Source organism: Ruoffia halotolerans (genome assembly GCF_014049385.1).
GTDB classification, from domain to species: domain Bacteria; phylum Bacillota; class Bacilli; order Lactobacillales; family Aerococcaceae; genus Ruoffia; species Ruoffia halotolerans.
Genome location: NZ_JACAOA010000016.1, coordinates 18277 through 38659, shown reverse-complemented (window position 1 = coordinate 38659; position 20383 = coordinate 18277). Strand labels below are relative to the sequence as shown.

Annotated in this window: 21 protein-coding genes and 1 pseudogene; 3 read left to right on the top strand and 19 right to left on the bottom strand. The window is 34.6% G+C overall.

The genetic code is table 11. The features are described 5' to 3' along the window. Positions 1-70 precede the first annotated feature (70 nt). The 4 genes from HW423_RS06950 to mgsA all read right to left on the bottom strand — a co-directional run bounded on the left by HW423_RS06950 (position 71) and on the right by mgsA (position 5206). Positions 71-1267: an AI-2E family transporter gene (locus tag HW423_RS06950; protein ID WP_218931207.1), complete on the bottom strand. Its 1197-nt coding sequence runs from the start codon at positions 1265-1267 to the stop codon at positions 71-73. A gap of 147 nt (positions 1268-1414) precedes the next feature. Continuing rightward, positions 1415-4021 (bottom strand): ATP-dependent chaperone ClpB, encoded by a 2607-nt coding sequence (clpB, locus tag HW423_RS06945; protein WP_218931206.1) that lies wholly within the window; start codon positions 4019-4021, stop codon positions 1415-1417. A gap of 129 nt (positions 4022-4150) precedes the next feature. Continuing rightward, positions 4151-4726 carry a xanthine phosphoribosyltransferase gene (locus HW423_RS06940; protein WP_218931205.1) on the bottom strand — a complete coding sequence of 192 codons (576 nt, stop codon included), beginning with the start codon at positions 4724-4726 and terminating at the stop codon, positions 4151-4153. 24 nt (positions 4727-4750) lie between these two features. After that, on the bottom strand, positions 4751-5206 hold the full coding sequence (gene mgsA, locus HW423_RS06935) for a methylglyoxal synthase (RefSeq protein WP_218931225.1): 456 nt from the start codon (positions 5204-5206) through the stop codon (positions 4751-4753). Positions 5207-5326: 120 nt separating this feature from the next. On the opposite strand from mgsA, the gene HW423_RS06930 reads away from it, so the two are divergent. Next, positions 5327-5839: a type 1 glutamine amidotransferase domain-containing protein gene (locus tag HW423_RS06930; protein ID WP_218931204.1), complete on the top strand. Its 513-nt coding sequence runs from the start codon at positions 5327-5329 to the stop codon at positions 5837-5839. 48 nt (positions 5840-5887) lie between these two features. Here the strand turns inward: HW423_RS06930 and HW423_RS06925 are convergent, their stop codons facing one another. The 5 genes and pseudogenes from HW423_RS06925 to HW423_RS06905 form a co-directional block, all read right to left on the bottom strand. Continuing rightward, positions 5888-6241: a hypothetical protein gene (locus HW423_RS06925; RefSeq protein ID WP_218931203.1), complete on the bottom strand. Its 354-nt coding sequence runs from the start codon at positions 6239-6241 to the stop codon at positions 5888-5890. Positions 6242-6384: 143 nt separating this feature from the next. Further along, positions 6385-7236 (bottom strand): annotated as a pseudogene (locus HW423_RS06920) (alpha/beta hydrolase). A 108-nt stretch (positions 7237-7344) separates the two neighbouring features. Then, positions 7345-7563: a hypothetical protein gene (locus HW423_RS06915; RefSeq protein WP_218931202.1), complete on the bottom strand. Its 219-nt coding sequence runs from the start codon at positions 7561-7563 to the stop codon at positions 7345-7347. Between the two features lie 185 nt (positions 7564-7748). After that, on the bottom strand, positions 7749-8039 hold the full coding sequence (locus HW423_RS06910; protein WP_218931201.1) for a hypothetical protein: 291 nt from the start codon (positions 8037-8039) through the stop codon (positions 7749-7751). Between the two features lie 336 nt (positions 8040-8375). Further along, complete coding sequence (locus HW423_RS06905) at positions 8376-9215, bottom strand: alpha/beta fold hydrolase (protein WP_218931200.1); 840 nt, start codon at positions 9213-9215, stop codon at positions 8376-8378. A 136-nt stretch (positions 9216-9351) separates the two neighbouring features. Here HW423_RS06905 and HW423_RS06900 point away from each other — a divergent pair, with 136 nt between their 5' ends. Continuing rightward, positions 9352-10161, top strand: a complete 810-nt coding sequence (locus tag HW423_RS06900) for a Cof-type HAD-IIB family hydrolase (RefSeq protein WP_218931199.1) — start codon at positions 9352-9354, stop codon at positions 10159-10161. Between the two features lie 98 nt (positions 10162-10259). Here the strand turns inward: HW423_RS06900 and HW423_RS06895 are convergent, their stop codons facing one another. The 7 genes from HW423_RS06895 to HW423_RS06865 all read right to left on the bottom strand — a co-directional run bounded on the left by HW423_RS06895 (position 10260) and on the right by HW423_RS06865 (position 17050). Beyond that, a complete protein-coding gene (locus HW423_RS06895; RefSeq protein WP_218931224.1) occupies positions 10260-11150 on the bottom strand; it encodes an IS3 family transposase in 891 nt (296 codons plus the stop codon). Next, entirely contained in the window at positions 11051-11803 is a 753-nt protein-coding gene (locus HW423_RS11405; RefSeq protein WP_218931198.1) for a helix-turn-helix domain-containing protein, read from the bottom strand. The genes HW423_RS06895 and HW423_RS11405 overlap by 100 nt, the downstream gene beginning before the upstream one ends. 106 nt (positions 11804-11909) lie before the next feature. Further along, positions 11910-13076, bottom strand: a complete 1167-nt coding sequence (locus HW423_RS06885) for an ABC transporter substrate-binding protein (protein WP_218931197.1) — start codon at positions 13074-13076, stop codon at positions 11910-11912. A 449-nt stretch (positions 13077-13525) separates the two neighbouring features. Next, positions 13526-14434: a YitT family protein gene (locus HW423_RS06880; protein ID WP_235956369.1), complete on the bottom strand. Its 909-nt coding sequence runs from the start codon at positions 14432-14434 to the stop codon at positions 13526-13528. Positions 14435-14445: 11 nt separating this feature from the next. After that, positions 14446-14889 carry a hypothetical protein gene (locus tag HW423_RS06875; protein WP_218931196.1) on the bottom strand — a complete coding sequence of 148 codons (444 nt, stop codon included), beginning with the start codon at positions 14887-14889 and terminating at the stop codon, positions 14446-14448. Between the two features lie 79 nt (positions 14890-14968). Next, on the bottom strand, positions 14969-15997 hold the full coding sequence (locus HW423_RS06870; protein WP_218931195.1) for a YeiH family protein: 1029 nt from the start codon (positions 15995-15997) through the stop codon (positions 14969-14971). Positions 15998-16069: 72 nt separating this feature from the next. Next, positions 16070-17050: a tRNA dihydrouridine synthase gene (locus HW423_RS06865; protein ID WP_218931194.1), complete on the bottom strand. Its 981-nt coding sequence runs from the start codon at positions 17048-17050 to the stop codon at positions 16070-16072. A 450-nt stretch (positions 17051-17500) separates the two neighbouring features. Between HW423_RS06865 and HW423_RS06860 the strand changes: the two genes are divergently transcribed. After that, the gene (locus HW423_RS06860; RefSeq protein ID WP_218931193.1) at positions 17501-18115 is read left to right on the top strand and encodes a hypothetical protein; all 615 of its coding nucleotides are present in this window, start codon (positions 17501-17503) and stop codon (positions 18113-18115) included. Positions 18116-18300: 185 nt separating this feature from the next. On the opposite strand, the gene rplS is transcribed toward HW423_RS06860, so the two are convergent. From rplS to HW423_RS06845, 3 genes are all read right to left on the bottom strand, one after another. Then, on the bottom strand, positions 18301-18654 hold the full coding sequence (rplS, locus tag HW423_RS06855) for a 50S ribosomal protein L19 (protein WP_138405506.1): 354 nt from the start codon (positions 18652-18654) through the stop codon (positions 18301-18303). Positions 18655-18791: 137 nt separating this feature from the next. Beyond that, on the bottom strand, positions 18792-19445 hold the full coding sequence (locus HW423_RS06850) for an ABC transporter permease (RefSeq protein WP_328803138.1): 654 nt from the start codon (positions 19443-19445) through the stop codon (positions 18792-18794). Then, positions 19445-20374 (bottom strand): osmoprotectant ABC transporter substrate-binding protein, encoded by a 930-nt coding sequence (locus tag HW423_RS06845; RefSeq protein ID WP_218931192.1) that lies wholly within the window; start codon positions 20372-20374, stop codon positions 19445-19447. The genes HW423_RS06850 and HW423_RS06845 overlap by 1 nt, the downstream gene beginning before the upstream one ends. Positions 20375-20383 lie beyond the last annotated feature (9 nt).

Here is a 20383-nt window from a genome sequence, read left to right as displayed (position 1 = left end):
CCACTATTATAAGGATTTCCGAAGAGATATCTATGAATTTTTAGCAAAAAATTGTTCAGTAACTAAATTACTAATTATTAACTTCTTGTTCATCCGATTCGTTTATTTCTTCAACGGCATCAACATACTCTTGCGCTTGATATTTATAATTCCTTCTGTACTCTATGTCATTTTTTAATAACTTAAACAAAGTCGAAACTAATGGAACAGCCAAAAGCATTCCCCAAATCCCTAATAGGCCACCACCGATTGTTATTGATATTAATACCCACAAGCCTGGGAGTCCAATCGAACCACCTACTACCCGAGGGTATATGAGATTTCCTTCTAATTGTTGTATAACAATAATAAAGACTAAGAAAGTTAACGCTTGAATTGGTGAATCCACGAAAATCATAATAAATCCAATGGCTCCAGAAATATAAGCCCCTAATACAGGTATTAGTGCTGTTACTCCTGTCAATGCTCCGATCATTGAAGCATAAGGAAATTGGAAAATCCACATACCAACCGTCACAAGTGAGCCAAGTATTAAAGCTTCCAATACCTCTCCTGTGATAAAATTTCGGAAAGAAAAATCAGTTACTTCTAACACATACATTATTCCTTTATGTCCTCTTTCAGGTAGATATGTTTCTGATAAGATTTTAAACTGTCTCCCTAAAGTCTCTTTAGACATTAACACATAAAGAGAAATCATCAATGAAAGAAATAAATTTACAACGATACTAAAGACAGAGCCCACTGTTGAAAGTGTTGTCTCAATAATATTAGTCGTAAAACGATTCGCAATAGAAATCATATTTGTGACAATATTTTGCCAATCAATTTGAGAAGTTTCGACAAACTCAGCTAATGGGGGAAATATCTCTTCATTTTCTATCACCCAGTTTTGAATTCCATTTGCTAAGAGTGGAATTATTTCAATAATTCGGCCAAAGACTGATATCAATTGAGGAATCACTAAATTCAAAATAAAAATTAAAACGACAGTAATTATTATAATAGATACAAAAATACTCACTGGTCTGCGTGTCTTTTTAATAACAATACTATCACTATTGGGAAAATATAGTTTCTCTAACATCACCATCGGGATATTCAGTACATATGCAATAATAAAACCTAAAATAATTGGCATTGAAATTGTCAATAAATAACTAAAAATGTTTTTTAGTCTGTCGAAATTAACAATGGCCAATACCATTAAACCTGCTATAAATAAATATTTAATAATATCAAAACGATATTTTTTTACTTTGTTCATATTTCACCTCCGTTATATTCTTTTAATATAACATATTTATTTTTTCCAATATAGTCATATTACTAATTGTACGTTATACAGTGTTTGTTAAATGTAACTAAAAAAAACCAACGCATTTTTCAATGCGCTGGTTTAATCGTTTTTCTGTTATACCATAGCTTCAGTACTGTTAAAGGTAAGTTGTCCTTCACTTTCATCAACAGTAATCACCGAATTTGGTAAGACATTTCCTGCTACAATTTCTTTAGCTAGTGGTGTTTCTAATTCTTTCATTATGAAGCGTTGTAAAGGTCTCGCTCCGTAAATCGGATCGTAACCTTGTTCAGCAAGCCATTGAGTTGCTGATTCAGTCACTTCTAATTTTATTTGTTGGTCTGCCAATCTATTTGAAAGGTTTTCAATCATTTTGAGTACAATTCCACTCATATTGTCTAAAGTTAAAGGAGAGAAAAGAACAGTATCATCAATACGATTCAAGAATTCTGGCTTGAATTGTTGACGAAGTAATTGATTTACTTGTTTTTCAGTTTCTGGAGAAATTTCGCCATTATCTCCTACTCCTTCAAGTAGTAAGTGTGACCCGATATTACTTGTCATTATGACGACAGTATTTTTGAAGTCTACAACGCGTCCTTTCGTATCGGTCAATCGACCATCATCCAATACTTGGAGTAATATATTGAAAACATCTGGATGGGCTTTTTCCACCTCGTCCAATAGAATGATGGTGTACGGATTTCTACGTACGGCCTCGGTCAGTTGTCCACCTTCATCATGTCCAATGTATCCTGGAGGGGCACCCACTAATCTAGACACCGTATGTTTCTCCATATACTCACTCATGTCAAGTCGGACCATATGGTCTTCAGAATCGAATAATGCCACAGCAAGTGCTTTAGCTAATTCTGTTTTACCAACACCCGTTGGTCCTAAGAATAGGAACGAACCAATTGGGCGGTTCGGATCTTGAATCCCAGCACGTGATCTAAGTACTGCTTCATGTACAAGTCGAACGGCTTCATCTTGTCCAATGACTCTTCTATGTAAAATGTCATCAAGATGTAATAATTTTTCTCGTTCACCTTCAACAATTTTGTTCACTGGAATACCAGTTAAACGGCCAACAACTTTAGCAATCTCTGCATCAGTTACTGATTCTTGTGTTAAACGACTTTGTACTTCTGTTTCAACATGTTCATTCTCGATTTCTGCTAATTCTTTCTCCAGTTCAGGAATGATTCCATGTCTTAATTCAGCCGCTTTTTCTAAATTATATTCAGATTCTGCATCTTCTAAGTCATGACGGGCTTGATCTAATTGTTCACGTTTATCACGTAACTTATTAGTTTCTTCTTTTTCAATATCCCAACGTGCTTTCAAATCATTCGCTTCTTCTCGTAAGTTCGCTAATTCTTCGCGAAGAATCTCTAAACGTCGTTTACTTGCCTCGTCGTCTTCTTTTTTCAATGCTTCTTCTTCAATTTCTAAAGTCATTAAACGACGATTTACTTGGTCAATTTCTAGTGGAACCGAATTTAATTCCATACGAATTGTTGCACAAGCTTCATCCACTAAGTCGAGCGCTTTGTCTGGTAAGAAACGATCAGTAATATAACGGTTTGAAAGTGTTGCTGCTGCCACTAGAGCATTATCATGGATATTCACACCATGGTGAATCTCAAAACGTTCTTTTAGACCACGTAATATTGAGATAGTGTCTTCAACATTTGGTTCATTAACCATCACTCTTTGGAAGCGTCTTTCTAATGCTTTATCTTTTTCAAAGTTTTGTCGATATTCATCAAGTGTCGTCGCACCAATACAGTGTAATTCACCACGAGCTAACATCGGTTTTAAGAGATTCCCTGCATCCATTGAACCTTCAGTTTTACCTGCACCTACAATTGTATGAATTTCATCAATGAATAAAAGTATTTGCCCTTCTGCATCTTTCACTTCTTTTAATACCGCTTTTAAGCGTTCTTCAAACTCTCCACGATATTTTGCTCCGGCAATCAATGCACCCATATCTAAAGAATAAAGTGTTTTTCCTTTTAAGTTTTCAGGTACATCATTGCGAACTATTCTTTGTGCTAGTCCTTCAACAATCGCCGTTTTACCTACACCTGGGTCCCCAATTAAGATTGGATTATTTTTTGATTTACGTGATAAAATTCGAATTACATCACGAATTTCTTCATCACGTCCAATGATTGGATCCATTTTATTTGATTTAACGGCTTCGTTTAAGTTGATTGCATATTTTTCTAGAGATTCATATGTTTCTTCTTGATTTTGAGATGTCACACGATTTCCTCCTCTCAATTCTTCAATTCTTCCTTTAAATTTTTGCTCAGTTAAGCCATTATCTAATAAAAATTTAACAATTGGATTATTTTTTTGTTTATATAAAGCCAACAAAATGATTTCTGTTGATAGATATTCGTCATTATATTCCGCTGCAATGGTTGTTGCATCTTGTAGTAGACGGTTTAAGTTCTGACTAATACCTTGTCCATATTGTATGTTACTCCCACTCACTTGAGAAATTTTATCAATTTCATCTTCAACAAGACGAACAAATTGATCCATAGGAATATTCTGTTCACTATATAATTTATAAGCAAAATGGTCTGCTTGTAGCATAATTAACCATAAATGCGCAATCTCTATTTGTTGATGTTGCCGTGTTATGGCTACTTGCTGTGCCTCACCAATTGCTTGTTGCATAGTGGTTGTTAATTTATCAATCATATTTACACAGCCTTTCTATTGGTCAAAATTGATCAATGTTTTTTATGTATAAGTATAAGCCCCTCTTGAGGCTATATTTATTATATACCATTGGTCAGTAAAGGTCAAATGTTTTTTTTTACCTTTTTTTTATTCATAAAATTCAATCTTTCCGTCACCTAATGATTTAATACGACAAGTTGAATAAACATCGTATCCAGCTTTTTCTAATCTTTCTCTACCGGGTTGGAAAGATTTCTCAATACATATACCTATGCCAACCGTTTCAGCCCCACTTTGCTCAATTAAATCTGCTAACCCCGCTGCAGCCTCACCATTAGCTAGAAAATCGTCTATAATCAACACTTTATCATCTTTATCAAGATATTCTTTTGATATAAACACGTTACTTGATGTGTTCTTTGTATATGAATGAACCAGAGTTTCATATTTATCTTCTGATTTAATTGTGCTCGGTAAAGCTTTCTTGGCGAATAACATTGGAACATCAAAACGATAGGCGACCATTAAAGCTGGTGCAATTCCAGATGATTCAATGGTCAAAACTTTTGTGATACCTTTATTTTTAAAGTATTGATAAAAATCGTTTTCTATACTTTTTATCACATGTGGATCTATTTGATGATTTAAGAATGAATCAACTTTTAAGACATTTCCAGGATAAACTTTTCCATAATCCAATACCATTTGTTTTAAATTACTCACTCACAAATCTCCTTATGATATCAATTAAATATCGATTTTTTTGTGTTCTTGAGTGTGACGCACAAGTCTCCAATCAACCAATCCACTTTCTAATCCACGAATTAAAATCTCAGCCGTCCCCATATTTGTAGCTAATGGAATATCGTAAACATCACAAAGACGTAATAAGGCAGACACATCCGGTTCATGAGGTTGGGCAGTTAAAGGATCTCTTAAGAATAAAACTAAGTCCATACGATCATCTGAGATTGCTGCACCAATTTGTTGATCTCCACCTAATGGCCCTGATTTATAACGATGAACGTTTAAACCTGTCGCCTCAATAATTCTTTGACCTGTTGTCCCTGTAGCAAACAATTCGTGTTTTGCCAAAATATGGCGATAAGCTACCGCAATATTAACCATATTATCTTTTTTCTTATCATGCGCGATTAAAGCTATTTTCACTTTAAACACACCTCCTTTTTTTATTTTAATTATATCAGATACAGGATATTCTTTCTTATCAAATACTCAATATATTTAATCCAAGCAAATCAATTGCATTCTTACAACAGTTTGTTAAACTGTGATTAGAAAACTCAAAGGAGGAGTTTATTAATGGCAAAAGTGGCTACAGTAATAACAGACTTATTCGAGGATATTGAATTCACTTCACCACGTGATGTATTAATAGAAGTAGGTCACGAGGTTATAACAATTGGACCTGAAGCAGGACATACTGCCAAAGGGAAACAAGGCGAAGCAGAAGTTACAATTGACAAAAGTATTGATGATGTGAAGTCAGCTGATTATGATGCTTTATTTATTCCAGGTGGATTTTCTCCAGACAAATTAAGAAAAGACGATCGTATCGTTGATTTTGTTCGAGAATTTGCTTTTGCACGGAAACCAATTTTTACCATCTGTCACGGACCGCAATTATTAGTCAATGCAGATATACTACGTGGTAAAGACATTACAAGTGTGAAACAAGTCGCAATTGATGTAAAAAATGCTGGTGCTAACTTCTATGATGAAGAAGTCGTTATCGACCCTTCTGGAATCATATCTAGTCGTACACCCGAAGATATCGACGCATTTAACAAAGCGATTGTTGAAGCTTTAGCATAATATTTGAATAGAAAGAAAAAAACTCCCGTTAAGGGAGTTTTCTTTTTGCTAATTATCATTACTTGTATCTTCGGGATTTGATGAAAATAGTTTGATGGTTGAATTTGATCTTACATCGGTAAACAAATTCAAATTACAACTCACTAATTCGATCTCATCATGTGTCTGATAATAATTAAATAAATCATCTTCAATAATTTGTAGGAAATTATCTGCATATAATAAGGGTCTCAGTTTTTGACTATCGGTATTATTGTTGTAATCCTCGAATTGCATCAGAACAAATTGGTCAATAATTATCCGCTCATTATTAATTAGGTTTGGAAAGCCTGTGCGAATATCCGTCGCTATAAACTTACTTGGTACTAGCAACATTAAGGAAAGTTGAAACTGAGCAATCAAAGGATGGGTTTCATCAACTAATTCAATTGTATGTGTTATAAATTGATGTTTATTAATTATAAAAACTCCTTTATTAAAATATCTAAGAGATTTACATTATAACGCAAGTTTTCAGATAATCCAGTATTTTAAAGTAAAAATTACTAATTATCTACTTCGATAATCTCAAAGGCAAATTTTAAAAATTCTGGAAAATGTCTTGCCCAATAAAATTCATGATGCTCCTCGTCTGCCATAATTCATAACCAAATATTATCGATTGGATGGTTCATTTTAAGTAAATCATTATAATATCTAAGATTACAATCTATATATTGCTGATTCATCTTTCCTTCGATAAAATTAGCATCCGTATCATCACCTTCGCTTGTTCCTACTTGTATGTATACTTTCGTATTTGGGTTTAAAGGATGCTCATTGATGAATGATAAAAATTCTTCCTCATTAAACCATGACGCTAAGGAGAATACACCAAGAACTCCAAAGACTTCTGGATACTTGCTCCCCATATAGGCTGTCATAATGCCCCCCATTGAACTCCCAGCTAGTAACGTATTCTTTCTATCAGTAAATGTTCGATAATTGTTATCAATAAAGGGTTTTAATTCGTTAACAAACCATTCAGCATGTAATGCTCCATCCCCACCAACACCTTGAAATTCTTCAGACTTTGTTTGATCCGTTGGCCATGGTGAATATTCATTTAATCGATTTTCGCTAGCATTATCTACGGCAACGATAATCATTCTAGGTAAATCTAAATTATTTTTTATTGAGGGAATAACTTTCCAAGAATGACCTACAAATGCCTCTTTACTGTAAAACACATTTTGTCCATCAAGCATATACAATACAGGGTAAGCACTATCAATATCTTTTTTATAATCTTTCGGTAATAAAATACGGATGCGTCTTTTCTGATTATAATAGGGTATATCTAAATAATGTGTTTCTACTTTTAAATAGTAATAATCTTCCGTTCGTTTCCAAAACATTGGTTGCACCTACTCACCCCATATCTCATCTTTAAATTTGTTTACATTATAACGTTTAAACGTACTAAGTAAAAGATAAGCACTTTCTATGGTAAAAAATAAATGCTATTAATTTAAACCAAAACCGCTTCGGTATTCATTCCCTGCTTGATTAACATAAGCACAAGTCATTCCTTTACGCATATATTTATCTTTATCGTAACCTGGTACGTCATTACGTGAAATTGACTCGCCATATTCGTCTACTCCAATAACTTTACTATTCTTGGGTAATGTTAAAGGTAGTTTACCAATTGGAGAGAATTGACCGAGGATCACTTTAAGCACTGCTCCAGGGAATGTATCATAGCTAACAAGTAAGGCATCTTATTTCTTCTCGATATTCTCTAAAATCCAAGGCAAGATCATATTCACTGATGTGACAACTTTTTTGCCGTTTTCGTTCATGTAGCCTACGATTTTATTTAATTCAAAGAAATTACTTAAAGTTGTTTTTTTATAAGTGTCGCCATTCAGTGCAATATTCGTCTTTTCTTCTTTTCTTCGCAGATTTCTAATTCTAATAAACAAGGTGTCGCATCAAAGTAAGAACCACTAACTGGGTTTAGGAATGACGCTACAATGTCAGCTTCTTTATAATCTTCAATAATTTCGATATTTAATGCCTTTACGTCTTTTATAAGAAGTTCTTGATGTTTTTCAGTTTCTTCTTCAGCTTCTTTCTTAGTTGTTTCATCCCTGACAAGTTGGTCTCCAACATAATTTTTGTTTTCGAATAAGCCTAAATCAAACATCTCACTCATCTAGGATTTCTGTATTTTCGCCTTCTCCATAGCTAATTGATTAATCATTAACATACCTACTTTTTCATCGATTTTCATTAATGAGACAAGCTTTTCAGCTCTCTTTCGACTTGATAATCTCCAGTCCTCATATGGATCTAATACACCGTTGTTGTTTAGGTCTTTAAAATTTAGTCCGTCGAATTCAATTATTTATTTACTTTTTGTTTTAAGATTCAATTTAAATTAATCCACCCATTCATCTGATGTATTTATAATATCAGGTAAAATAAAGCGCTTCACTTAATAATTAAAGTGTTTTATCTATAATTGGGATATATTTAATTTCTTTAGTGATTATCCCCACAGTTTATTGAAATTTTCTTCGGCTACTTCATAAACATTTTCAACCTCTTCATTATAAGCAGCAGAAATAAATTCAGCCATCCTTGCCATTTCGATGAAAGGTACTTTATGCGCACCCTGATCGTCTAGTTTAAAGTATACATATTTACCTTCTGGGATTTTTGTTGCAGCTTCCACAAATTCTTCTGCGTAGATGTAAGGGACAACTGGATCCTGTTTAGAATGCCAGAATAATAGGGGTCTATGATTAATAGCTTTTGGATCCAGTCCCAAATCATACTTCTTGAAGTATTCGGTCATATATTCATAGATTGTTTTAGCATTTGGAGCTAATTGATCCACTTCACCACCATGACTCACATATTGATTAACAATCCAATCGTTAAATTTGATTTGTTGAGGCGATCCCATTAACACTACAGAAACATTGACTTCTTTATTTGCTTTGAATATTAATGAAGTCGTCATACCACCCATGGACATACCTGCTACCGCTATAAAGTCGTCTTTGATTAATTCTTTCGAACGATAATAGTGAACTATCTCTGGAAATTCTTTGACGTTACTCATCAAAGCTTCAAAAAATAAGATACCATTCACATTCAAATCCACTCCATACTTACGTCTTTCACCGTGATGTTGGGCATCTGGCATAATAACTCGGAAACCGCGTTTAGCGATTTCATTACCAAAGGTCATACTCGAGTCCTTGCTACCGGTAAATCCATGATAAAAAATAGCTAATGGTGCAACTTTATCTTCTAAATTCGCATCGATAATTTCAATGACGGGTATTTCATTTATATAATAAGACTTAGTAATATGACGCATAAAATTCCTCCATGTTTAATATTTATTAATATCTTATATTGTATCGAATTTTGATGAAGAAATACAATTTAAACATTCATTTGTATGATTGAAAAGAATTAAGTATAATCATCTATATATGAAAGGAGTTTCTTATATGAATCAACATCTTATTGCCATTGATTTAGATGGCACAACTTTAAATAATCAGTCAAAACTTTCTCAATTTACAATTGAAACTTTAAGAAAGCTTGATGAGCTCGGACATATCGTTATGATTGTTACTGGGCGTCCATATAGAAATAGCATCAATATATACAATGAAATGAATATCAATTCGCCAATGGTAAACTTTAATGGTGCTTATTGTCATCATCCAAGAAAGCCACACTTCTTACCTGCCTATCATGAGGAATTGGATAAGGAAATCGCTTTTGAATTATTTGCGAATCAAGATAATTTAGATATCAATTTATTAATTGCTGAAGGTAAGGATAGACTATTTTCTTCATCAATGAATTTGCCGGATAGTCCTTTCTTCCCTAAAGATCTAGCCGAAATTAGTCAATTAAGTCGCGCAAACTTAACTCAGAATCCAACGGCATTAACTATTCTATGTGACGTTGAAAAGCAAAAAACGATTGAAGATCGAATTATGGCTCGCTACGGTGACGATGTGTCTGTACGTACTTGGGGTGGCGTCTTGCCGATTCTAGAAGTCGTTCGCCAAGGAATCAACAAATCTGTTGCTGTGGATAAAGTTAGCAAGTTCTATCACATTCCAAATGAGAATATCTTAGCTTTTGGAGATGAGAATAACGACTTAGAAATGATTCAGTACGCTGGTTTAGGTGTGGCGATGAAGAATGCTACTGATGAAATCAAGGGTGTTGCAGACACTCAAACTGAATATACCAACGATGAAGATGGGCTAGCCCACTTCTTAGCAAATTATTTCAATCTATAAAAAAATAGGAAGATTGACATTAAGATGAACTGCCCCCTGTCAAGTAGACAGGTAAATAATAAAAACAGTTAAGGCGAATCTTCGGATTCGTCTTTTCTTTATACTGGAATCGATAACCCCATGGATAACGTCACTCGTTCTTCATTATAAAAGGTAATGTATTGGTGAATATCGGCCTCTAATGCCTCAAAAGTATCGTAAGTTTTCAATCGATACATTTCTTCCTTGATTGTACCCCTAAAAGACTCCATCGGCCCGTTGTCAATACATTTTCCAGCTCTCGACATACTTTGAATTAAGTCAAATTCATCGATAAAATGGTTAAAGAAATGAGTTGTATATTGAGAACCCCGATCGCTATGAATGGGCGTCACAGCTGGCATGATGACGTCTGTAATTTGAGCGACCGTGTCTCGAACTAAGGTATTATTATTTCGATTTGATAGGTGATAGGCAACCACTTTTTTCGCACCATAGTCGTAAATAGCGCTTAAGTACGCTTTAGACGCTGTACCATATTTAAATTCTGTCACATCAGTTAAGAGAATCTCAAAGGGCTTATATTCTTCTTGAAAGGCTCTATTCAATACAATCTCAGCGACATGGCTAGGTGTGTGGGCTTTATAACGATACCGTTTTCGACGAATGACTGCTTGGATGCCCATCCATTTCATTAAGCGATAGACACACTTATGATTGACTGCGGCTTGTTGGAAGTGATTTAAATAAATAGTCATACGGCGATAGCCATAAATCCCTTTAAATTTTTCATGTGCTTCTTGAATGAGTGCCATTAATTTTTCTAAGCGCAATTTTGTTTGTGATGGTTGACGATTTAACCATTTATAATAGCCTGATCGGCTAACCTTTAGTACTTGGCACAGCCAGGTTACTTTGTAGGCTTTTTCTTCGTGAAGTTTTTTAATCGTTTGATACTCTGCTTCGAGCCTTGTTTGGCTAACATCAACTCTCTTTCCACTTCTTGTAATTTTTTTAAGGCATCGTTTTCCATTTCTAAATACTCATTTCGGGCTTTAAGGGCCTTGTTTTCAACGTTTAACCGTTCTTTGTCTGTTAATATCGCAGTGGGTTTTGATCCGCCTCGGCTATCGATAAGACCGTCAGGACCATGTTTCTTATATTTGTTCACCCATGCGTAAACACTATTATATGAAACTTGAAACTTTTCTGCCGTCTCTCTATATGACAGGTCGTTTTTTAGATAGTCTAGAACAATATAAAGTTTTTCTTCGTAAGTCGTTTTTTCCCCTTTCATCAGATACACCTCTGGTTTTGAATTGTAGGATCGAGACTCCCCACCATTAGTATACCTAAAAATCCAGCTACGAATCGTTTTCTGAGATGGAATATTATATTTAATTTCCAGTTCATAGATGGATATCTTATCGACCCGGTGTTCTTGTGCCACCTGTTCTCTAAATTCCGATGAATAGTGTTGATGCTTATTCGGTGGTTGAAGGCCATCAATGCCATGTTGTTGATAGAGCCTCACTTCAAATAAAAAGTATGTTTTCTCATACTGTAGTCCTAAATTCTTCAACATAGGAAAAGTCATACCCTCTAAATACTGAAGAATATAATACTCCAGTTCAGCCACTGTATGCTTCATATTTGAGTACATAAAAATTCCCCCTAAAGTAGTTTACTTTTTTAAGTGTCTACTTTAGAGGGAGCATATCAAGATGTCAGCCTTCCTATTTTTTTATCAGTTTGTTCAATTATAGTTTTTATTCACCTGCTGAAGCTTCAAATACTTCCGCAATTTCTCCATTTTCTAGACGTAACATTAAAGCAGATTTGGTTGGATTATGGTTTTCATCCATTGAGAATGTTCCTGTAATTCCTTCAAAGTTTTCAGTTTCTTCTAAAGCTTGACGAATTGCATCTCTATCCGTTGATCCCGCTCTTTCAATTGCATCAATAAGCAAACCAATCGCATCATATCCTAAGGCTGAGAATGTGTCTGCTGAACGGCCATACATTTCCTCAAAATCAGCTAAAAATTCCTGAACTTTTGGATTATCACTTTCTTCAGAGAAGTGAGTTGTAAAGTATACATCTGTAGCATTACTAGCCCCTGCTAAATCTACTAATGTATCACTATGGTAGCCATCTCCACCGATAATTGGTTGAGTAATCCCCATCTCTCTTGCTTGTTTAATAATTAACCCTGTTTCAGTATAGTAACCTGGAATGTATAACACATCGAAATCTTTACCTAATAACGACGTGAGTAAAGCCGTGAAATCAGTATCTCCTGACTGATATGATTGTGTTTCTAAGATTTCTCCACCATTTTCTGTAAATGTTTCAGTGAAAGAATCAGCTAAGGCAAGAGAGTAGTCTAAAGCTTGATCCGTTAAGATAACCGCTTTTGATAAATTTAATTCATTCGCTGTATAAGCCCCCGCAGCTAACCCTTGATATGAGTCTTCGAAACACACACGGAATATATACACTAATAGTGATCCATCATCAGCTATTGTTAACCCATCCCCTGTAGTTGCTGCAAAGATGTTTGCGATACCCGCTTCATTAGTAATTGGAATAGCTGCTTTTGCTACACCTGTTGCTGTAGGTCCAATAATCCCAACGGCGTCACTGCCAGCTAAACGAGTCGCGATTGATGCTGATTCTGTTAAATCTGAGCGGTTATCAATAATTTCTGCCTCTAACATACGACCATCTAGGATACCCCCATTATCATTAATTTGTTGAATAAATAAATTAATTGCATCAGCCGCAGGTGAACCATAAGCAGCAGCATTCCCAGTTAATTCTAAATTCCCACCAATAATGATACTATCTTGAGCAAAAGCCACTGAAGGTGTATGAGCTGTAGTTGAAAGTAATAATCCCGATAATAATGTTAATCCGATTTTTCTAAGTTTCATAATAATTCTCCATTCTTTTTAATTTTTACAAAAAAGACCTAAATTAGATTTTCTAAAATCTAATTCAGGTCTATTCCTAAACTTAACATATCTACTTAATAATCCCCTATTAAGAAGTATATATTGAGTATAACCCGCATTAGATTTCAGAAATCTATGCAGGCACAATCAATTGGCCCCGTCATAGATCGTATTAAACGACCACGACGACGCTATTAAATGAATTTTGAAAATCATTTTGATTGTTAATAATACTCAATATCATATTAATCCCTCTTCTTAGTTTTTTTGTTATTTTCATAATAATGGATGATTATGAGAATGTCAACGTTAATTATTCATTTTATTCTCATTTTATGAAAAATTTATAATTTAAAACACTAGTCATGAAGTATGCATCAAAACCTAAAGCGGATTGACTGTCATCTCTTATAACTAGTGTTTAATAATTAAGTTTTATTTTGCTTTAATTTATTTTGTTGGTCTCGATTTAGATAGTTTCCATTTACTCTTGTAGATTGGATAATATTAACAAATGCGTGAATGTCCGCTTCTCCTATTGCCATCTCTAAATCATAAAGTTCATATCGGTTAATGACGATCATCAGCGTATTGCGTGTCTTTTTCGAGTAGCCTCCACGTCCATCAAGAATCGTAATTCCACGATGAATACGGTCATAGATTGACTTGACTACTTCATCTTCTTTATCGGTAACGATAAAGGCAGTTAAGCGTTGTTCGTTTGTATGAATTGAATTTACTACCCTAGAAGTTACATACATTGAAATTAATGTATATAAAGCAAATTCCCAAGAGTATAAAATTCCTGCACCAACGATAACAACCGAATTAATAAGTAGTGATAAAGACCCTACGTTTATTTGTACTAATCGGTTAATCACAAGAGCAATAATATCAATTCCTCCTGCTGACATACCAAATTTGATCGTTAATCCTCCGCCTAACCCATTAAGAGCTCCAGCAACAATTCCGTTAAGTAGTGGGTTTGCAGATACCTGTTGGACAGGAATGATTAAAGTAAAACCCGTCATAATAGCTACAACGACTACCGTTAAAATGGTAAAACGACGTCCCAACTTCATATAACTTAATATCAATAATGGAATATTAAGTAAGAAGTTTAATGTACCAGTCTGAATAATATTTCCAAAGGGTGTGAATTGCTTTAGTGAATAGGTAATCAACTGAGAAATACCAGTAACTCCCCCACTATAAATGTCCCCAGGAATTAGAAACATATTCAGTGATACCGCAAAACATAAAGCCGAAAATAAAATAATAAAAAATTGGCTTAAAATATTAAGCGCAGGATATTGTGATAGAACTTTTTTTATCATTTGTGGTCACCTTACATTGCTTTTCCTGATTCACCTAACACATTTACTAAATCTGTTTGTAAGCCTTTAGCAATTCCCGAACCCATAACCAATGTTTGATATAATGGCTCAGCATCTTCACCCGTTCTTAACAGTGTTTTAAGGAAAACTTCTCCATCACCAGCTAGGTAAAGACTATAGTAACCCGTTTTCATTTCGTTTAATGAGTTAAGTAATTCATAAGCCTCTGCTTCTTTACTACGATCCGTTAGTAAGTGAACATGACGGTAGATGATTTGAGCATCAGCGTACTTATCTTTTGATGCTTGGATGATGACCTCTACAACGAGTGCACGTTCTGTTGTAAGACGAAAATTAAAACGATATAATATATGTCCGTTTTCGATTTCTTTCTTGTTAAACGGAATATTCATTTCATTAAGTTTGTTTTCAAAATTAGTGTGAATGACAGACATTATTTTCCCTCCATAAATTCATTAATCAACAACAAGTTAAGTATATCATTTATTAGTTAAGGAACAAACCCTACACTTTTTAAACTTGACCTAATATCACTTGAATTACGAAAGAAACAATTACGACTAACATTGAAATAATAAAACCGTGTACCATAGGTAAAATTCCACTTTGAGCGACAGATTTAAAGTTTGTTCGTAAACCAATCGCTCCTAAACTCATGACCATAAAGAATTTACTTACTGATGATAAAGAGGAGCCAAACTCAGCTGATATGACGCCAACAGAACGTAATATGACCATAATTAAAAAGAATAGAATAAACCAAGGAATCACACTCGTTAATTTAAATGTTGCGTCTGAACTTTCATCACTTTGACGGGCCTTTTGTTCAATCCGTTGATTAACAATCGAGTAAATAAATACAATTGGAACGATGGCTAATGTTCTTGTTAATTTAACAATCACAGCATAATTTCCTGCCGCTTCTGAGAAAGCATAGCTTGCAGCAACAACCGACGAAGTATCGTTAATTGCAGTCCCTGTCCATAATCCAAAGCCTAAATCAGTCATGCCGAAAAATTGTCCCGCAATCGGGAATAAAACAACCATTAAAATATCAAAAATAAATGTCGCTGATAAGGCATAAGCTATATCTTCATCTTTGGCTTTAATAATAGGTGAAACTGCTGCAATGGCACTGCCACCACACACACCTGTTCCTACGGAAATTAAGTTAGATAATTTCCAGTCCATATTAAACCACTTTCCTATCAAGTTACCAAATATAAAAGCGGTAGCTAAAGTAAATACCATCACTATTAGTGAGAACTTCCCAACCTCAACAACTTGCGTTAGACTTAAGGACGCTCCCATTAGAACAATTGAAACTTTGAGTAATCGCTTAGCAACTAAATCAATTCCAGTAAAAGAAGGTAATAACTTCTTTACAAGCGGATGAAATACCATTCCGATTAACATTGCCAGAACACTGGCACCAATATACCCATTCGGAAGAACATTGGTAATCGTTATCGAAACAACTGCTAATATCAAAGTCACTACAATTCCATATAAAGCATTTATAACTGTTGTATTTTTACGCATTATTTTCTCCTATCCATTATATGTAAAAAGAAGCCATAGAAATTAAGTGTATTTCTATAGCTCTTCATTAAATTACATTGCATCCGATGTTAAAAATTTATTTTCGAAGTTATCGATGAACTGACGTGCTTCATCGGTTGTATTTGTCTCCATTAATTGAATACGTAAATCATTAGCTCCTTTGAATTCACGCACATAAATCTTAAAGTAGCGACGTAAAGGTCTGAAATGACGTTGACCATCTTCATTATATTGATCAAATATGTCTAAGTGTAATCTTAATAAGTCTAATAATTCTTTTGGACTATGGTCTTTTTTCTCTACTTCAAATGCAAATGGATTTTTAAAGACACCTCGACCAATCATGACACCATCAACACCATATTTTTCAGCTAATTCCAAACCTGTTTGACGGTCGGGAATATCTCCATTAATCGTAATTAATGTGTTTGGAGCAATTTCATCACGTAATTTCATGATATCTGGAATTAATTCCCAATGAGCATCTTCCTTGCTCATTTCTTTTTTCGTTCTTAAGTGAATTGACAAATTGACAATATCTTGCTTTAACAAGTGAGTCAACCACCCTCTCCACTCATCAACTTTTAAATAACCTAAACGCGTTTTAACACTTACTGGAAGGCCTCCTGCTTTTGCAGCTTGGATAAGCTCAGCAGCAACGTCTTCGCGCTTGATTAGGCCACTTCCACGCCCATGTTTTACCACATTAGGTGCTGGACAACCCATATTGATATCAAGGCCGCTAAAGCCCATTTCTGCCATTCCAATACTCATTTGTTCGAAGTACTCTGGTCGATCTCCCCAAATATGAGCAACAATTGGCTCTTCGTCTTGGGTAAAAGTTAAACGGCCACGAACACTTTCGATCCCATCGGGATGACAGTAACTTTCAGAATTCGTAAATTCTGTAAAGTATACATCAGGTTCTGCAGCTTTTTGAATAACATGGCGAAAAACTACATCCGTCACGTCTTCCATCGGTGCTAGGATAAAGAATGGTTTAGGTAAATCATGCCAAAAATTAGACGTCATACTATTATTAATTCCTTTCTTAAGTCATTTCTTACTTCATTGTGTCAATTATATAAAACTCAAATAAAAAAGCTAAGAATAGCATCAAAGCCAGTCTTAGCCGGTTCATTTCAAATAGCTTGATTAGTTCATTTACTAAAATACATGTGAATTACTAAGATTGATGAATTGGCAAAACATAGCATAACGTAAGATGAACTAAAAGTCTAGATTAAATCCTTGATATTTAGGACTATTTCAAGCGCTATATTAATAAATTTGATATAATAAATATGAATGTTTATATGATTAAGGAGTTGATTAAATAGTAAGAAATTATTTATTTACTAATTAAAATTATATCCAATATTTATTGGTCATTCTACTTAACAGTATTTTTTACAAAAATACAAAGTATATTCTCATAATGTTGATTTTGTTTTTTATTAATAACGATAAAGGATGGTTAATATGAAAAAGATACTTTTACTAAGTTGTGCTTTAGTTTTATTGAATGGATTGCCAGTAAACGCAGAAGAGTCAGTTTCAACCTCAGATATAGATGAAAGTGTTGAATCTATAGAAGAAACTGAATACAAGGATCCTTTTGATCCTGAATCTTATGAAACAACTTTCGAAGAAGATGTGTATAAAATTGGTACTGATATGCCTGCGGGTGAGTATAAAGTTTTCTCAGTGGAAGATCATGCTTCTTATACATTAACTAATGATGCTCGTGGCGAAGACTATGTGGCGTACATGTCTTTTGATACTTTTGTTTATATGTCAGTAGAAGAAGACCAATTTTTAGAATTAAAAAATTCTTTTGCTATACCAGTTGAAGATGCTGAACCTGTAGTTATTGAGAACGATATAATCGGTCCTGGCGTTTATAGAATTGGAATAGATATTGATCCTGGAGAGTATAAAGTAACTGCAACTGATGAGCATGCAAGCTATACAATTACCGGTGACGCGAATATGAATGATTACATTGATTATTCTTCTATAGATAAAAGTAATTATATCGAAGTATTAGAAGGCGAATATTTGGAAATTAAGAATGCAGAAATTAATTTAAATTAACTTTATACACAAATATTTCTACTGTTAATCCATCTAGTTTTAAAAGAAAAGTGCCTCCGTGGGCTCTTTTCTTTTTACAATAATATTTCTACCTCATAAGCTCCTTTTGAATGAAATATAGAACGAAAAATATACAAATAAAAAAAACTAAGAATAGCTTATTATAGCCATTCTTAGCAGAATTGTTATCTAACGCGCTCTTGAATACGAGCTGCTTTACCAGATAATTTACGGATGTAGTATAATTTAGCACGACGTACTTTACCTTGACGTAGTACTTCGATTTTTTGTACGCGAGGTGTATGTACAGGGAATGTACGTTCAACACCAACACCATTAGAAATCTTACGAACTGTGTAAGTTTCAGAGATGCCTTGTCCACGACGTTTAATAACTAATCCTTCAAAAAGTTGAACACGTTCACGTTCTCCCTCAACGATTAACGCATGAACACGTACTGTATCTCCAGGACGGAAATCAGGAATGTCATTACGTAATTGAGCTGAAGTAATTTTTGCAATAATTGGATTAATACTCATTTTATCTTTCTCCTTCCAACAAATAATCTTAAATAGTCATTCTACTTAGCGGATTATAGTTAATTCGGGGCCCAATGGCCACTTGTAATATTATACCTAAAATAAGAAACTTGTAAAGGGATTTTTACTTTTTTTATTTATCGGACACGATTATAGAAACGACGTTCAATCCAACCAAGAGCGACGTCCGTTAATATCGCCATTAATGCCGTTGGTATTGCTCCAGCAAGTATGATGGCTCCTCCGTCTGTTGCGTTAGTCCCTCGGATAATAATATCTCCTAAACCACCCGCACCAATGAAAGCACCAATCGCTGTAATACCAATCCCTAGTACAAGAGCATTGCGAATACCGCCCATGATCACAGACATTGATAAAGGTAATTCAACATCTTTAAGTCGTTGCCAATTTGTCATCCCAATCCCCTTCGCTGCATCCAGAACATCTGCATCCAGAGTAATCATACCTGTATAAGTATTCTTGATAATTGGCAGTAGCGAATAAAGGAAGATCGTCACGATAACCGTGTTTACTCCTAAACCAACCGCTAACATTATAATCGACATCATCGCAAGTGAGGGAACGGTTTGTAATACATTTGCCACGCCTATAACCCATGTACTCATCTTTCTATTGTGGGCAATCCAAATTCCAATCGGAATACCAACAATTGAAGCGAATAAAACTCCATAGATAGAGATTAAGAAATGACGCCAAAATTGTCCCAGTACATATGATCCATTCATCGAGAAATAGAAGATAAACTGTTCAAATAAATTCATACTATCCATTATGGCTGCTCCTCTCTAAAGTAATTATTCTCTTCTAAAAACTGTTGTGCAACAACTGACGGTTCAAGTAGATTATCATCTGCTTGAAAGTTTAATTGTTGCATTAATTCTGTATCAATCTTACCGACAAGTCTTTGTAAGAGTGGATCCAAATCAGGATACTCTTCTAAGATCTCAAAGGTCGAACGAACAGATCCCTCATAAGGCGGGAAGAAACCAAGATCATCTTCTAATACAACTAAGTTATTACTTAAAACACGCCCGTCCGTCGAGTAACCTAAGACAACGTCCATGTCACCCGAAGAGACAGCATCATAGACCAATCCAATTTGCATTGGATACGTTTCGCTAAAGGAGAAGCCATACTCCTCTTGAAAGGCTGGATAACCGTCACCTTCACGAATTAACCATGTTTGGTCAAAGCCGGCTCTTAACTCACCAGAAAATTCTTCAAGGTCACTCACTGTTTCTAAATCTTCGGACTCAGCCAATTCTTCTGTAACCATAAAGGCATAAGTGTTTTCAAAACCCATGGTGTCATAATATTTATGATTAAAATCTTCCGCGAATCTTTCTTGTAAATAAGCCATCGTTGCATCCGCATCATAAGATGCGGTTTCATCAAATATAGCTACAATATCTGTTCCAGTATACGTTGGTGCTAGTATATCAGCATCCCCATTTATTAATGCTTGATGTCCTACAATACCAGTACCTAAATTACTAATTAGCTCAACATTATAGTCTGTTTCTTCTTCAATTAATTGTTGGACCATTGAAGATATAATTTGACCTTCCGTTGAATTCAATCCAGCTACTCTGATTGTTTCTCCACCGATGCCTCCACCAAGACCTGGCAAAGCACATCCCGCTAGGAAAAAGACTGATATAGCTAATACAATCACTTTATGTATTCTATTCTTTATCATATGAATCCC

Bases quoted from the DNA above. Each gene is read 5' to 3' on its own strand.
- HW423_RS06885 (WP_218931197.1), bottom strand. From the start codon at position 13,076: ATGAAACTTAGAAAAATCGGATTAACATTATTATCGGGATTATTACTT.
- HW423_RS06950 (WP_218931207.1), bottom strand. From the start codon at position 1,267: ATGAACAAAGTAAAAAAATATCGTTTTGATATTATTAAATATTTATTT.
- HW423_RS06905 (WP_218931200.1), bottom strand. From the start codon at position 9,215: ATGCGTCATATTACTAAGTCTTATTATATAAATGAAATACCCGTCATT.
- HW423_RS11405 (WP_218931198.1), bottom strand. From the start codon at position 11,803: ATGTACTCAAATATGAAGCATACAGTGGCTGAACTGGAGTATTATATT.
- HW423_RS06865 (WP_218931194.1), bottom strand. From the start codon at position 17,050: ATGACGTCTAATTTTTGGCATGATTTACCTAAACCATTCTTTATCCTA.
- rplS (WP_138405506.1), bottom strand. From the start codon at position 18,654: ATGAGTATTAATCCAATTATTGCAAAAATTACTTCAGCTCAATTACGT.
- HW423_RS06880 (WP_235956369.1), bottom strand. From the start codon at position 14,434: ATGATAAAAAAAGTTCTATCACAATATCCTGCGCTTAATATTTTAAGC.
- HW423_RS06930 (WP_218931204.1), top strand. From the start codon at position 5,327: ATGGCAAAAGTGGCTACAGTAATAACAGACTTATTCGAGGATATTGAA.
- HW423_RS06910 (WP_218931201.1), bottom strand. From the start codon at position 8,039: ATGAGTGAGATGTTTGATTTAGGCTTATTCGAAAACAAAAATTATGTT.
- HW423_RS06850 (WP_328803138.1), bottom strand. From the start codon at position 19,445: ATGGATAGTATGAATTTATTTGAACAGTTTATCTTCTATTTCTCGATG.
- HW423_RS06875 (WP_218931196.1), bottom strand. From the start codon at position 14,889: ATGTCTGTCATTCACACTAATTTTGAAAACAAACTTAATGAAATGAAT.
- HW423_RS06845 (WP_218931192.1), bottom strand. From the start codon at position 20,374: ATGATAAAGAATAGAATACATAAAGTGATTGTATTAGCTATATCAGTC.
- HW423_RS06900 (WP_218931199.1), top strand. From the start codon at position 9,352: ATGAATCAACATCTTATTGCCATTGATTTAGATGGCACAACTTTAAAT.
- HW423_RS06860 (WP_218931193.1), top strand. From the start codon at position 17,501: ATGAAAAAGATACTTTTACTAAGTTGTGCTTTAGTTTTATTGAATGGA.
- clpB (WP_218931206.1), bottom strand. From the start codon at position 4,021: ATGATTGATAAATTAACAACCACTATGCAACAAGCAATTGGTGAGGCA.
- HW423_RS06870 (WP_218931195.1), bottom strand. From the start codon at position 15,997: ATGCGTAAAAATACAACAGTTATAAATGCTTTATATGGAATTGTAGTG.